At 39.1% G+C, this 13327-nt stretch carries 14 protein-coding genes; all 14 read left to right on the top strand.

Features of this window, described 5'->3' with window-relative positions; all coding sequences use genetic code 11:
• The first annotated feature begins 133 nt into the window (after window positions 1-133).
• Complete coding sequence (locus BMZ41_RS01380; protein WP_090526492.1) at window positions 134-1330, top strand: acetate/propionate family kinase; 1197 nt, start codon at window positions 134-136, stop codon at window positions 1328-1330.
• 90 nt (window positions 1331-1420) lie between these two features.
• Complete coding sequence (locus BMZ41_RS01375) at window positions 1421-1951, top strand: YceD family protein (RefSeq protein WP_090166328.1); 531 nt, start codon at window positions 1421-1423, stop codon at window positions 1949-1951.
• A 1-nt stretch (window position 1952) separates the two neighbouring features.
• Window positions 1953-2132 (top strand): 50S ribosomal protein L32, encoded by a 180-nt coding sequence (gene rpmF / locus BMZ41_RS01370; protein ID WP_028246978.1) that lies wholly within the window; start codon window positions 1953-1955, stop codon window positions 2130-2132.
• Window positions 2133-2225: 93 nt separating this feature from the next.
• Window positions 2226-3245, top strand: coding sequence for a phosphate acyltransferase PlsX (gene plsX / locus BMZ41_RS01365; protein ID WP_090526490.1), 1020 nt, complete (start codon window positions 2226-2228; stop codon window positions 3243-3245).
• 3 nt (window positions 3246-3248) lie between these two features.
• Window positions 3249-3485 (top strand): acyl carrier protein, encoded by a 237-nt coding sequence (acpP, locus tag BMZ41_RS01360; protein ID WP_015549845.1) that lies wholly within the window; start codon window positions 3249-3251, stop codon window positions 3483-3485.
• A gap of 68 nt (window positions 3486-3553) precedes the next feature.
• Window positions 3554-4255, top strand: a complete 702-nt coding sequence (rnc, locus tag BMZ41_RS01355; RefSeq protein ID WP_090166332.1) for a ribonuclease III — start codon at window positions 3554-3556, stop codon at window positions 4253-4255.
• A 141-nt stretch (window positions 4256-4396) separates the two neighbouring features.
• Entirely contained in the window at window positions 4397-7957 is a 3561-nt protein-coding gene (gene smc / locus BMZ41_RS01350; RefSeq protein WP_090526488.1) for a chromosome segregation protein SMC, read from the top strand.
• A gap of 2 nt (window positions 7958-7959) precedes the next feature.
• Window positions 7960-8889, top strand: a complete 930-nt coding sequence (gene ftsY, locus BMZ41_RS01345) for a signal recognition particle-docking protein FtsY (protein ID WP_090166336.1) — start codon at window positions 7960-7962, stop codon at window positions 8887-8889.
• 20 nt (window positions 8890-8909) lie between these two features.
• Window positions 8910-10121, top strand: coding sequence for a threonine ammonia-lyase (gene ilvA, locus BMZ41_RS01340; RefSeq protein ID WP_090166338.1), 1212 nt, complete (start codon window positions 8910-8912; stop codon window positions 10119-10121).
• Window positions 10122-10200: 79 nt separating this feature from the next.
• A complete protein-coding gene (gene ylxM / locus BMZ41_RS01335) occupies window positions 10201-10536 on the top strand; it encodes a YlxM family DNA-binding protein (protein ID WP_090166340.1) in 336 nt (111 codons plus the stop codon).
• 3 nt (window positions 10537-10539) lie between these two features.
• A complete protein-coding gene (ffh, locus tag BMZ41_RS01330) occupies window positions 10540-11880 on the top strand; it encodes a signal recognition particle protein (protein WP_090166342.1) in 1341 nt (446 codons plus the stop codon).
• Between the two features lie 50 nt (window positions 11881-11930).
• On the top strand, window positions 11931-12173 hold the full coding sequence (gene rpsP / locus BMZ41_RS01325) for a 30S ribosomal protein S16 (RefSeq protein WP_028246986.1): 243 nt from the start codon (window positions 11931-11933) through the stop codon (window positions 12171-12173).
• Between the two features lie 33 nt (window positions 12174-12206).
• Entirely contained in the window at window positions 12207-12443 is a 237-nt protein-coding gene (locus BMZ41_RS01320) for a KH domain-containing protein (RefSeq protein WP_028246987.1), read from the top strand.
• A gap of 290 nt (window positions 12444-12733) precedes the next feature.
• The gene (locus tag BMZ41_RS01315) at window positions 12734-13282 is read left to right on the top strand and encodes a hypothetical protein (protein WP_090526486.1); all 549 of its coding nucleotides are present in this window, start codon (window positions 12734-12736) and stop codon (window positions 13280-13282) included.
• The last annotated feature ends 45 nt before the right edge of the window (window positions 13283-13327 follow it).

The following is a 13327-nucleotide window of genomic DNA, read 5'->3' as shown; positions in this document are numbered from 1 at the left end:
AAACCTCACCATTGTTTTTCTTTAAAAACCTGTGTTTATTTCTGTTTTTTTCATATCTTTGTGCTATAATAAAATGTCGTTTGAACAAACATTAAAGAAAGATTAAAAATATATCAGAAAGGAAATAGCTATTATGAAGATTTTAGTTATCAACTGTGGTAGTTCATCTCTTAAGTATCAGGTAATTGATTCAGAGAGTGAGCAGGTACTTTGCAAAGGACTTTGTGAGAGAATTGGTATCGACGGACGTATCGTATACCAGAAGGAAGGTCTTGATAAGGAAATCACAGACATTCCTATGCCTACACATAAGGAGGCTGTTGCATCTGTTATTGATGCAATCACAAATGCTAAGACAGGTGCTATCGCATCCCTTGATGAGATTGATGCTGTTGGACACAGAGTCGTACACGGTGGTGAGAAGTTTGCAGCTTCTGCACTTATTACAGATGAAATGATTAAGGTTGTAGAAGAGTGTAATGATCTTGCTCCACTTCACAACCCAGCAAATATTATTGGTATTAACGCATGCCGCGAGCTTATGCCAGGCAAGCCACAGGTAGGTGTATTCGATACAGCTTTCCATCAGTCAATGCCACAGGAAGCTTACATGTACGCTGTACCTTATAAGTATTACGAGCAGTATGGTGTTCGTCGTTATGGTTTCCACGGAACATCACACAGCTATGTATCAAAGAGAGTTTGCGAGTTTGCAAACGCTGACATCAACAATTCTAAGATTATCGTTTGCCACATCGGTAACGGTGCATCTTGCTGTGCAGTATTAAATGGAAAGTCTGTTGATACATCAATGGGTCTTTCTCCACTTGAGGGTCTTGTTATGGGTACTCGTTCAGGTGATATCGATCCTTCAGCTGTTGAATATATGGCTAAGAAGGAAGGCCTTGATTTTGCAGGCGTTATGAACGTACTTAACAAGGAGTCAGGTGCTCTTGGTATTTCTGGTATTTCATCAGATTTTAGAGATCTTATCGCTGCTTCAGGAGAGGGCAATAAGAGAGCAAAGCTTGCTATGGATATGATTGCTTATCGTATCGCTAAGTATGTAGGTGCTTATGCAGCTGCTATGAACGGTGTAGATATGATTTGCTTCACAGCAGGTCTTGGCGAGAACAATGCCGGCCTTCGTCAGGCAGTTTGTGATCACCTTGGATTCATGGGCGTTGAGCTTGATGCTTCAAGAAACGATGGTCCTTCAGAGGATAAGCTTATCTCTTCAGATTCTTCAAAGGTTAAGGTATTTGTTATCCCTACAAATGAAGAGGTTATGATTGCAAGAGATACAGCAGCTATCGTATCTGGAAAATAATTATTAAATTACGTCATAAATTTTGCAGAAAATGTTTGACAACTATATTTCTGCTATGTATAATTGACAAAGTGTGGATAGGAGATATTTATGAAGATTTCTATTAAGGATATTACTTCATTAACTGATCAAAATAAGAAGTTCGCAGGTTCCTGCGATATAAAAGATTTTTCTTATCTTGGCAGTGATTTTTCTATCAATCACATAGAGCCATTTGAAGTAGTTTTATCTATGATTGGAAATGGTAAGCTTCATATCACATTTAATACTGAAAGTACTATTTCAGGAGCGTGTGACAGATGCTTAACAGAAGTTACTTTTAAGGTTCCTGTTTCCGTTGATGAGACCATTCAGGTCACTGATGGAGAAGTGGTTCCTGATGAAGAGCTTGGTCCTTATTCATTTATTGATGAGGAGGACATCCTTGTAGATGAGCTAATTTTAAACGAGATCTTAGTGAATTTCCCGGCAAAGATATTGTGCCAGGATGACTGCAAGGGCATTTGCCCAGTTTGCGGAAAGAATCGTAACATTGAGGCCTGTGGCTGCGATGATACAGTTTTAGATCCTAGAATGGCACAATTTTTAGATGTCTTTAATAGCTTTAAGGAGGTGAAATAGCATGTCTATTTGTCCAAAGAACAAATCTTCTAAGGGAAGAAGAGATAAAAGAAGAGCAAATTGGAAGATGAGCAACCCTACTCTTGTTAAGTGCAGCAAGTGCGGCGAGCTTATGGTACCACACAGAGTTTGCAAGAACTGTGGTTCATACAACAAAAAAGAAATCATTACTGTAGAATAATTTACGTATTGAGTCGCCCCTCGTTAATCGAGGGGCTTTCTTTTTGGCGTCATTTCAAGTATACTTTTAACAGTATGTAAGAAAGGGAATGTTATGGGCGATTATACAGTTGTAGCGCTTGATGCCATGGGTGGAGACAATGCACCTTCAGAGATGGTAAAAGGCGCTGTAGATGCGGTAAATCTTAATAATGAAGTTAAGGTAATTCTTGTTGGAAAGGAAGATGTGATTAAGTCTGAATTACAGGCTTATCAGTATCCAACAGAACAGATTGAAATAAAGAATGCCACTGAAGTTATCGAAACAGCAGAGCATCCTGTTATGGCTATTAAGCGTAAGAAGGATTCTTCTATGGTAGTAGGCCTTCATCTTGTAAAAGATGGAGTGGCAGATGCCTTTGTTTCTGCTGGTAATTCAGGTGCACTTCTCACAGGTGGACTTGGTATTGTTGGTCGTATTCGTGGCATTGAGAGAGCACCTTTTGGAGCACTTTTCCCAGTTAAGACAGGAGTTGCGCTTCTTGCTGATTCAGGAGCCAATGTTGACTGTCGTGCCAGCCATCTTGTTCAGTTTGCCAAGATGGGCAGCATCTACATGGAAAAGGTAGTAGGTATTAATAATCCTCGTGTTGCCATTGTAAATGTTGGCGCAGAAGAGGAAAAAGGTAATGCTCTTGTAAAAGAGACTATGCCACTATTAAAAGAATGCAAGGATATAAATTTCATTGGAAGTATAGAAGCCAGAGAGATTCCAAACGGTTACGCAGATGTTATTGTTTGCGACGGCTTCGTTGGAAATGTAATTTTAAAGCTTTATGAAGGCTTGGCAGGTACTCTTGTTTCTATTATTAAGGGTGGTCTTATGAGCACACTTCGCTCGAAGATTGGCGCAGCACTTGCTCTTCCAGCTCTTAAGAAGACTTTAAAGAGCTTTGATGCTACTCAGTATGGCGGAGCTCCACTTCTTGGTTTAAAGGGGCTTGTAGTTAAGACTCACGGTAGTGCTAAGGCAGGCGAAGTAAAGAACACTATTTTCCAGTGTATTGCTTTTAAGGAGCAGAAGATTAACGAGCATATCCAGAATAATATAGTTATAGAGAAAAAGGAGGACTAGAAAATGGAATTCGATTTACTTAAGGAGATTATTGCAGAGGTATTAAATGTAGATACAGCTGAGATTAAGCCAGAGACAACATTTGTTGATGATTTAGGTGCTGATTCCCTTGATGTATTCCAGATTATCATGGGCGTTGAGGAGAAGCTTAACATCGAGGTTGATACAGATGCAGCTGAGAAGCTTTCAACTGTTGGTGATGCTGTAGAGCTTATTAAGAAGACTGTAGCAGAAAAGTAATTTAAAAAGTTCAAAGCATCCAGCTTTGGCTGGATGCTTTATTTTACTCATATACAGGAGGTATTATTTTGAAGGATTTAAAAGAGTTTCAAAAGACTATCGGATATGAGTTTAGAGACGAAAGCTTATTACGTCAGGCACTTACACACAGTTCTTACGCTAACGAACACCATATGAAGAAACTCTCTGATAACGAGAGACTTGAGTTCCTTGGTGATGCAGTGCTTGAGATAGTATCGAGTGAGTTTTTGTATCTAAATTACACCGATTTAAACGAGGGAAAGCTTTCAAGGCTTAGAGCCAGCATTGTATGCGAGCCAACCCTTGCTTATATCTGCAAGGAGATTAATCTTGGAGATTATGTTCTCCTTTCTAAAGGTGAGGATATGACAGGTGGACGCAATCGTAAGTCTATTTTGTCAGATGCCTTCGAGGCTACTATTGGTGCCATCTTTTTAGATGGTGGTATGGAGCCAGCATCTAAGTATATCCATCGTTTTGTATTAAATGATATTGAACACAAGCAGTTGTTCTACGATAGCAAGACCCGTTTGCAGGAGGTTGTTCAGGCTAATTTCAAGGAGGCTCTTACTTATGAGCTGATTTCAGAATCAGGCCCAGACCATGCAAAGCAGTTTGAGGTTCGCGCTATGGTAGGCACTCGTGTCCTTGGCACAGGCGTAGGCAGCACAAAAAAGGCAGCCGAGCAGGAAGCTGCCTACGAAGGCCTCATGCGTCTACACAAGGAAGATTCTATAAAGATAATTTAGGCTATTAGATGAGCTGGTAGATATCAATCTCTGAGTGTTGCTGTAGGAGACGTGTTAGTCGACGAAAGCAATATCTCAGGATTGAGATCGTAACCAGCGGATTTTATTAGGGGAGTAGAGAAAAATTTCAGGGAGAAAAAAATGTATTTAAAAAGTATAGAATTATATGGATTTAAGTCTTTTGCGCATAAGATGAAGTTTGAATTCCATAATGGAATCACCGGTATCGTTGGTCCTAATGGTTCCGGAAAATCAAACGTTGCTGATGCAGTTAGATGGGTTCTTGGTGAACAGTCTGCAAAGCAGCTTCGTGGTGCTTCTATGCAGGATGTTATCTTTGCAGGTACAGAGGCAAGAAAGCCACTTTCATACGCTTATGTTGCACTTACCATGGACAATTCTGACCATGTGCTTCCAGTAGATTATGAAGAGGTTACAATTGCGAGACGAGTTTATCGTTCAGGTGAGAGCGAATACCTTTTAAATGGTACACCATGCCGTCTTAAGGATGTTGCTGAGCTTTTCTATGATACTGGTGTAGGTAAGGAAGGTTATTCTATTATCGGACAGGGCCAGATTGAAAAGATTCTTTCTGGTAAGCCAGAAGATAGACGAGAGCTTTTTGATGAAGCTGTTGGTATCGTTAAATATAAAAAGAGAAAAGCAGCGTCTGTTAAGAAGCTTGAAAATGAGCGTGAGAATCTGGTTCGTGTAAATGATATTTTATCAGAACAGGAAAGAAGAATTGGGCCACTTGAGAAGCAGTCAGAGGATGCTAAAAAATATCTTAAGTTCAAAGAGGATTTAAAGAAGCTTGATGTTAATGCCTTCCTTTTAGAGGTTGACAGGCTCAACACAAATCTTGAAGAAGTCGAGAAGAACTCTAAGATTGCAAATGAACAGCTTGAGGCAAGCAAGGCTTCACAAGAAGATATTCGTGTCAAATACGATGCCTTAGAGCAGGAAATCACAGAACTTGATGAAAAGATTGAAAGCTTAAAGCAACAGCAGTCTGACTCTACACTTCTCAAAGGAAAGCTTGAAAACGAGATTGCCCTTTTAGAGGAAAAGATTCGCTCAGCTAATGCTACAGATGAAAGCCTTTCAGCTCGTGTAGCTGAAATTGAAGCTGACAAGAAAGATAAAGAGGAACAGGTTGCTGGATTTAAGTCAGAAAAGGAATCCCTTGATAAGACTTTAGAAGAAGCTGTAGAACGTCTCAATGCTGTTAAGAGCAACTATTCTGATTTACAGAATGCAATTGTTGCAAATAATGAAAAGATTGATGCTGATAATAAAGCTATTATGGAGCTCCTTAATAATAGAGCTTCTATTAAGTCTAAGGAGCAGCGTCTTGAGACAATGCTCGAGCAGACAAATATTCGCAAGGCGAAGCTTACTCAGCGTCTTTTAGAGAGAAAGACTCGTGAGGAAGATTTGGATTCTGCTGTTGCAGCTGCAGAAGAAGAATTTAAAAATGCTCAGAGCTTACTTTTAGAGCTTCAGGATAAGGATAAAGAGCTTTCTGAAAAAGCTGCAGAATGGAAAGAAAAGAATCGTAAGAATTTTGCAGATTTACAGGCCAAGAAGGATGAGTTCGCAAGAGTTCAGACACGACTTGAGTCTGTTAAGAATATTGCTGAGCGTTATGAGGGATATGGTAATTCTACTCGTAAGGTAATGGAGCAGAAGGGTAAGATTAAGGGCATCGAAGGTGTTGTTTCTGATCTTATCCATGTAGAAAAGAAATATGAGATGGCCATCGAGACAGCTCTTGGTGGAAACATCCAGAATATTGTTACAGCTGACGAGGCTTGTGCTAAGGAGCTTATTCGCTTCCTTAAGGATAATAAGCTTGGCCGTGCCACCTTCCTTCCGCTTACATCTGTAGACGGACGTGGAAACTTCAAGAAGACAGAGGTTCTTAATGAAAAAGGTGTACTTGGTCTTGCTTCTGAACTTGTTACCTGCGACAGCAAATTCGATGGCGTTGTGGCTTACTTACTTGGAAGAGTTGTTGTTACTGATAATATTGATTCAGCTATTGCCATTGCAAAGAAGAACAACTATAGCATTCATATTGTTACAGTAGATGGCGAGTATCTTGCTCCAGGTGGTTCCATGACTGGTGGTCATTTCAAGAACAAGTCAAATCTTCTTGGAAGAAACCGTGAAATCGAGGAGCTTGAGGAGAAGCTTGATGTTCTCTCTAAGGAAATGGATGATCTGAAGAAGCGAGCTGATGACATTGAGACAGCAGCTGGTCTTCTTGAAGCTGATAGAGAGGATAACACGGCAAAACTTAACGAAGCAGCTATTGCTCTTAATACAGCAAAGCTCGGATTAGATCGTGCTAACGAGCAGAAGAAGGAAAGTCTTACTGCTTATGAAGGCCTTTCAAAGGAAAGCGAAGAGCTTGAGGCACAGCTTACTGAAATTGCTGCAGGTAAGAAAGAGATTGATTTCGAAAAGAAAGAATCTGAGGATAAAGAGGCTGAGCTTAAGGCTGAAATCCAGAAGCTTTCTGATGAAGTTGATGAGAAGACTTACATGGAGACATCTGTTAACAGAACCATGTCTGAGGTTCTCATTGAAGAGGCTAACGCTAGAAGCAATGTTGATTTCGTTCAGCAGAATATCGACCGTGTTATATCAGAAATTGAAAAATGCGACAGCGATATTGCTTCTGTCAAGGAAAATGCTAAATCTTCAAAGGATGAAATAGAGACTAATACAAAGCGTATAGAAGAGATTAAGGCTACAATCTCTGCATCTGATGATTCCTTTGGTCAGCTTGAGACTGAAATCAAAGAGAATGTTGTGAAGCGTGATAATCTTAATAATTCTCACAAGAATTTCTTCGAACAGCGTCAGGAGATTTCTGACAGAATCTCTGAATTGGATAAGGAAATCTATCGTCTTGATTCTCAGAAAGAGAAGATTAACGATTCTATTTCTTATCAGAATAATTATATGTGGAATGAGTATGAGCTTACTTACCACAATGCAGAAGAGATGAAGGATCCTGAACTTAATGATCTTGATCAGATGAAGAAGGATGCTAATAAGATTAAGAACTCTATACGTGCAATGGGCAATGTTAATGTTAATGCTATCGAAGAGTTCAAGGAGCTTTCTGAAAGATACAACTTCCTTAAGGGGCAGCATGATGATCTTGTTGAGGCAGAGGCTTCTCTTATTCGTATCATTGAAGAGCTTGATGAGGGAATGAGAAAGCAGTTTGCTGAAGGCTTTAAGGATATTCAGGTACAGTTTGATAAGGCTTTCAAGGAGCTTTTTGGAGGTGGTCATGGTACCTTAGAGCTTGTTGACAGTGAGGATCTTCTTGAGACAGGTATTATTATTAATGCCCAACCACCTGGAAAGAAACTTATCAATATGATGCAGATGTCCGGTGGTGAGAAGTCACTTACAGCTATTGCATTGTTATTTGCAATTCAGAATCTTAAGCCATCACCATTCTGTCTTCTTGACGAGATTGAAGCGGCTCTTGATGATGCAAACGTAGACAGATTTGCAAATTACTTACATAAGCTCACAAAGAATACTCAGTTTATTGTTATCACACACCGTCGTGGTACAATGAACGCTGCTGACAGACTTTTCGGTATTACAATGCAGGAAAAGGGTGTATCAGCACTTGTATCAGTAAATCTTATAGAATCACAGTTGGATGATTAGTTATGGCAGAAAAAATACCATTTTGGAAACGTCTCGTTAAGGGACTTACAAAGACAAGAGATAATTTTATAAAATCCATGGATTATATTTTTAATGGATTTTCAAACATCGATGAGGACTTCTACGAGGAATTGGAAGAAGTCCTTATCATGGGCGATATTGGTGTGCGTACCACAGAAACTATTCTTGATGATCTTAAGGATGCAGTTAAGAAAGAGCACATCAAAGAGCCTGCAGAGTGTAAGGAATTTCTTATTAATGAAATCAAGGAGCAGATGTCTTTAGATGAGACAAGTTTTGATTTCGAAAAGAAGACATCTGTTGTGCTGGTTATTGGTGTAAATGGCGTAGGAAAGACTACTACTATTGGAAAGCTTGCTGGAAAGCTTAAGGCTAACGGTAAGAAAGTTATGGTAGCAGGCGCCGACACCTTTAGAGCAGCAGCTTCTGACCAGCTAAAGGAATGGGCAGACAGAGCAAACGTTGATTTTGTAGGAGGACCAGAAGGTTCGGACCCAGCAGCGGTAGTTTATGATGCGGTTCATGCTGCAAAGGCCCGTGGTATTGATGTACTTTTAGTAGATACAGCAGGTCGTCTCCATAATAAGAAAAACCTTATGAATGAGCTCTCTAAGATTAACAGCACCATCACTAAGGAATTTCCAGAAGCTTATAGAGAGACACTTATTGTTCTTGACGGAACAACAGGTCAAAATGCTCTCGTTCAGGCTAAGGAATTTTCTGAGGTTACAGATATTTCTGGTATTGTTCTTACAAAACTTGATGGAACAGCAAAAGGAGGTATTGCAATTGCAATACAATCTGAGTTAAAATTACCGGTAAAATACATTGGTGTTGGAGAAACAATAGACGACTTAGAAAAGTTCAACGCAGACGAATTTGTTAATGCTTTGTTCTACGCTGAACAGTAAGCGTCAGTAAGGGAGAAAAAATGCTTACTTTAGACAAATTTGAAGAGGCCTCAAAGATTGTCACAGAGGTCACACACGAGACAAAACTTATTTACAGTGACTATTTCAGCGAGAAATCTGGTAACGATGTATATCTGAAGCCAGAAAATATGCAGCTAACAGGAGCTTACAAGCTTCGCGGTGCATATTACAAGATTAGTACTCTCACAGATGAGGAGAGAGCAAAAGGACTTATTACAGCATCAGCTGGTAATCATGCTCAGGGTGTTGCTTACGCAGCTCAAAAATATGGTGTCAAGGCTACAATTGTAATGCCTACTACCACACCTCTTATCAAGGTTAACCGCACAAAGAGCTACGGTGCGGAAGTAGTTCTTTATGGTGATGTTTATGATGAGGCATGTGATTATGCATATAAGCTTGCAGATGAGCACGGCTACACATTCATTCATCCTTTTGATGATTTGGCTGTAGCTACAGGACAGGGTACTATTGCAATGGAAATTTTTAAAGAGCTTCCACTTGTAGAGTACATTTTAGTTCCAGTTGGTGGTGGCGGTCTTGCTACCGGTGTTTCTACACTTGCAAAGCTTCTTAATCCAAAGATTAAAGTAATAGGTGTTGAGCCTAGCGGAGCAGCTTCTTTACAGGCTTCCTTTGATAAAGGAGCAGTTACAACACTTCCTTCTGTAAATACTATTGCAGATGGTACTGCGGTTAAGACTCCAGGTTCAAATATATTCCCATATCTTCAAGAGAATATCGATGAGATTATCACAGTTGATGATGATGAGCTTATCGTAGCCTTCCTTGATATGGTTGAAAATCATAAGATGATTGCTGAAAACTCAGGCCTTCTTACAGTTGCAGCTTTAAATCATCTTAATATTAAAGGTAAGAGAGTAGTTTCTGTTATCTCTGGTGGTAATATGGATGTTATTACCATGTCTTCTGTTGTTCAGCAGGGGCTTATCTTCAGAGATAGAATTTTCACAGTATCTGTACTTCTTCCTGATAAGCCAGGTATGCTTGCAAAGGTTTCTCAGGTTATTGCTGATAATCAGGGTAATGTAATCAAGCTTGAGCATAATCAGTTTGTTACTACAAACCGTTCAGCTGCTGTTGAGCTTCGCATTACACTTGAAGCATTTGGAACAGATCACAAGGGACAGATTATCAAGGCTCTTGATGAAGGCGGATACAAACCTAAGATTGTTAGAACTTCACTTTAATTTTTTTAAGTGTCAAGTAAAAGTACTTGACACTTATTTGTTTATATAGTATATTAATCTGCGGTGATAAAGGAGAGTCATGGAAGATAAGATTAAATCAGGATATTTATATGATTTCTACGGCGAATTGCTCACAGAGCGCCAGCGTAGCGTATATGAGATGAGTATCAATGATGATTTGTCTTTATCTGAAATTGCTGACACTTTATCAATATCTCGACAGGCAGTTCATGATATCATCAAAAGATGTGATCATCAGCTTCAGGAGTATGAAGATAAGCTCCATTTAGTTGATAAATTCATGAACATCAGGGGAGATGTTTTGAAGATTAACAAGCTTACATCTTCAGAGCCTGGCAAAGATACTTTAGCTGAGATTTCCCGTTTATCGACATTGATTTTAGAGGAATTATAATATATGGCTTTTGACTCACTTTCAGAGAAGCTTCAAGGAGTATTTAAAAATCTCCGTAGCAAGGGTCGACTTTCAGAGGCAGATGTTAAGGCTGCTTTAAAAGAAGTAAAGATGGCATTGCTTGAAGCGGATGTTAATTTCAAAGTTGTAAAACAGTTTACTAACACTGTCACAGAAAGAGCTATTGGTTCAGATGTTATGAACGGCTTAAATCCTGGACAGATGGTTATAAAGATTGTAAACGAAGAGCTTGTTAATCTTATGGGCTCAGAGGTTACAGATATTACTTATGGCACAGGCGGAGCTATTACCACTATCATGATGGTTGGTCTTCAGGGTGCCGGTAAAACTACCACTACAGCAAAGCTTGCCGGAAAGGTTAAGCAGCGTGGAAAGAAGCCACTTTTGGTTGCCTGCGATATTTACAGACCAGCCGCTATTGAGCAGTTACAGATCAATGGTAAAAAGCAGGACGTAGAGGTTTTCTCCTTGGGAGACAAGGAAAAGCCTGTAAAGATTGCAAAAGAGGCTATGGATTATGCTAAGAAGAACGGTTTTGATGTAGTCATTTTCGATACAGCAGGTCGTCTTCATATAGATGAGGATATGATGAATGAGCTCGCAGCTATTAAGAGCAATATCGACATCCTCAACACTATTTTAGTAGTTGATGCCATGACAGGTCAGGATGCAGTTAATGTATCTCAGACCTTTGATGAAAAGATTGGTATCGATGGCGTTATCATCACAAAGCTTGATGGTGATACACGAGGCGGTGCAGCCCTTTCTATCAAGGCTGTTACAGGAAAGCCTATTTTATTCGCTGGTATGGGTGAAAAGCTTTCAGATTTAGAGCAGTTCCATCCAGACCGTATGGCAAGCCGAATCCTTGGAATGGGAGATGTTTTATCACTCATAGAAAAGGCTGAGGCAGAAATCGATAAGGATGCAGCTCTTGCACTTACAAAGAAAGTTAAGAAAGCGTCATTTGATTTCAATGATTATCTCACTTCAATGGAGCAGATGAAGAAGCTTGGGGGGCTCACCTCAATTCTTGGTATGATGCCAGGTATGAATGCTTCTCAGATGGCACAGCTTGAAAATGCAGTGGATGATAAAAAGCTTGCTCACATAGAAGCTATCATCCTTTCTATGACTCCGGCAGAGCGTGAGAATCCAAAATTACTAAATCCTAGCAGAAAGCACAGAATTGCTGCTGGAGCTGGTTTAGATATAGCAGAGGTTAATCGCTTCATTAAACAGTTTGAGCAATCAAAGAAAATGATGAAGCAAATGCCGAATATGATGGGAAAAGGACGACGTGGAATGCGTTTTCCATTTTAACCGTTAGTAATTTATTAATTTATTGTTTTATTTAACAGGAGGAATTAAAAATGGCAGTAAAGATTAGATTAAAGAGAATGGGTCAGAAGAAGAGACCAATCTACAGAATCGTAGTAGCAGACGCTAGAGCACCACGTGATGGTAGAAACATCGATGAGATCGGTACATATGATCCAAATCAGGAGCCAGCTGAGGTAACAGTTGATACAGAGGCAGCTAAGAAGTGGATTGCTAATGGTGCAAAGCCAACTGAGACAGTTGCAAGACTTTTCAAGCAGGCTGGTGTTCAGTAATCATTCACAATCGAAAGGTAGAGGAATATAGTGATGAAAGAATTAGTTGAAGTAATTGCTAAGTCACTTGTAGACAATCCAGAAGAGGTTGTTGTTTCCGAGAAAGAAGACGCTAAGTCAATTGTTGTTGAGCTTCGCGTTGCACCTTCAGATATGGGAAAGGTTATTGGAAAACAGGGTAGAATCGCAAAGGCTATACGTGCGGTTGTTAAGGCTGCAGCCTCAAAGATTGACAAGAAGGTTATTGTTGACATTGTAGATGTTAACTAAATCAAATATGGACCCGAAGCAATTTGGGTCCATATATTTTGACAATATTGTTTATTTAGGGATACAATACTCTAACACTTTAGTCCATAAAAGCGATAAACTGTTAAACAAACCCCGTAAATTCACAGTTTCTTCACTTTTTGTATTTTTATTCACTGGTGTGAATAAAAATTGCTATTGAATACTTTAAAGTAATAAACTACAATAGCTTCTATGAACAAGGGCGTTCTTAAACCTTGTTTTTTTGTTACCTATAATGTCCGCGTGGCACTTACATATGTTTTTTAGTTATGTTGTTTAACAAGTATAAAGATGATTACAAACAGGTACAAAGTATTGGCCTGGATGGCAAATTACGTACCGTTACATTTTACGAAGGAAGCTATTTCGAACTTCCTTATGATGAAAAACAGTTCAATAAATACAAGCTTGTATGCGCTGGCTTTTCACTTTTGTTTATACTTATATTTTTAGGAGCTGGTCTTATTAATCCAGATTCATCAAAAACAGCCTGGATTGTATTTCCGTATTTCTTCTTGTTCCTTCCTATAGGATTTAATCTTCTTGGTACTTTTAATCTATTAGGTCAAAAGTGCAGAATGGAAAAGGCAGGATATGAAGAAAGCATAATAAGATTAAAGAAGAGCTCTATGGCCATTTTAATATTGGCAGCTATAAATATAATTTTGGATTTAATATTTATATGTATAAATCATAATATAAATTTTGTTATAGAATTTTCTTATATTGCGATATTACTTTTGCTTATAGCCTCAGTTGTTGCATTTGGTGTAAAATATGACAAAATGTTTGGAGGGGTAATTAGGAACTCCAATTAAAAAGTTAATTTGCTCCCGGGAATATATTAAGGGTGTAAATATAAA

This window comes from Pseudobutyrivibrio sp. UC1225 (genome assembly GCF_900115215.1).
Taxonomy (GTDB): domain Bacteria; phylum Bacillota; class Clostridia; order Lachnospirales; family Lachnospiraceae; genus Pseudobutyrivibrio.
Note: the sequence above shows the minus strand (reverse complement) of the source record. Positions and strands in the feature narration are given on the sequence as shown.

Bases quoted from the DNA above. Each gene is read 5' to 3' on its own strand.
- ffh (WP_090166342.1), top strand. From the start codon at position 10,540: ATGGCTTTTGACTCACTTTCAGAGAAGCTTCAAGGAGTATTTAAAAAT.
- rpsP (WP_028246986.1), top strand. From the start codon at position 11,931: ATGGCAGTAAAGATTAGATTAAAGAGAATGGGTCAGAAGAAGAGACCA.
- rpmF (WP_028246978.1), top strand. From the start codon at position 1,953: ATGTCTATTTGTCCAAAGAACAAATCTTCTAAGGGAAGAAGAGATAAA.
- ftsY (WP_090166336.1), top strand. From the start codon at position 7,960: ATGGCAGAAAAAATACCATTTTGGAAACGTCTCGTTAAGGGACTTACA.
- acpP (WP_015549845.1), top strand. From the start codon at position 3,249: ATGGAATTCGATTTACTTAAGGAGATTATTGCAGAGGTATTAAATGTA.
- BMZ41_RS01380 (WP_090526492.1), top strand. From the start codon at position 134: ATGAAGATTTTAGTTATCAACTGTGGTAGTTCATCTCTTAAGTATCAG.
- BMZ41_RS01320 (WP_028246987.1), top strand. From the start codon at position 12,207: ATGAAAGAATTAGTTGAAGTAATTGCTAAGTCACTTGTAGACAATCCA.
- ylxM (WP_090166340.1), top strand. From the start codon at position 10,201: ATGGAAGATAAGATTAAATCAGGATATTTATATGATTTCTACGGCGAA.
- plsX (WP_090526490.1), top strand. From the start codon at position 2,226: ATGGGCGATTATACAGTTGTAGCGCTTGATGCCATGGGTGGAGACAAT.
- smc (WP_090526488.1), top strand. From the start codon at position 4,397: ATGTATTTAAAAAGTATAGAATTATATGGATTTAAGTCTTTTGCGCAT.
- BMZ41_RS01375 (WP_090166328.1), top strand. From the start codon at position 1,421: ATGAAGATTTCTATTAAGGATATTACTTCATTAACTGATCAAAATAAG.
- ilvA (WP_090166338.1), top strand. From the start codon at position 8,910: ATGCTTACTTTAGACAAATTTGAAGAGGCCTCAAAGATTGTCACAGAG.
- BMZ41_RS01315 (WP_090526486.1), top strand. From the start codon at position 12,734: ATGTTGTTTAACAAGTATAAAGATGATTACAAACAGGTACAAAGTATT.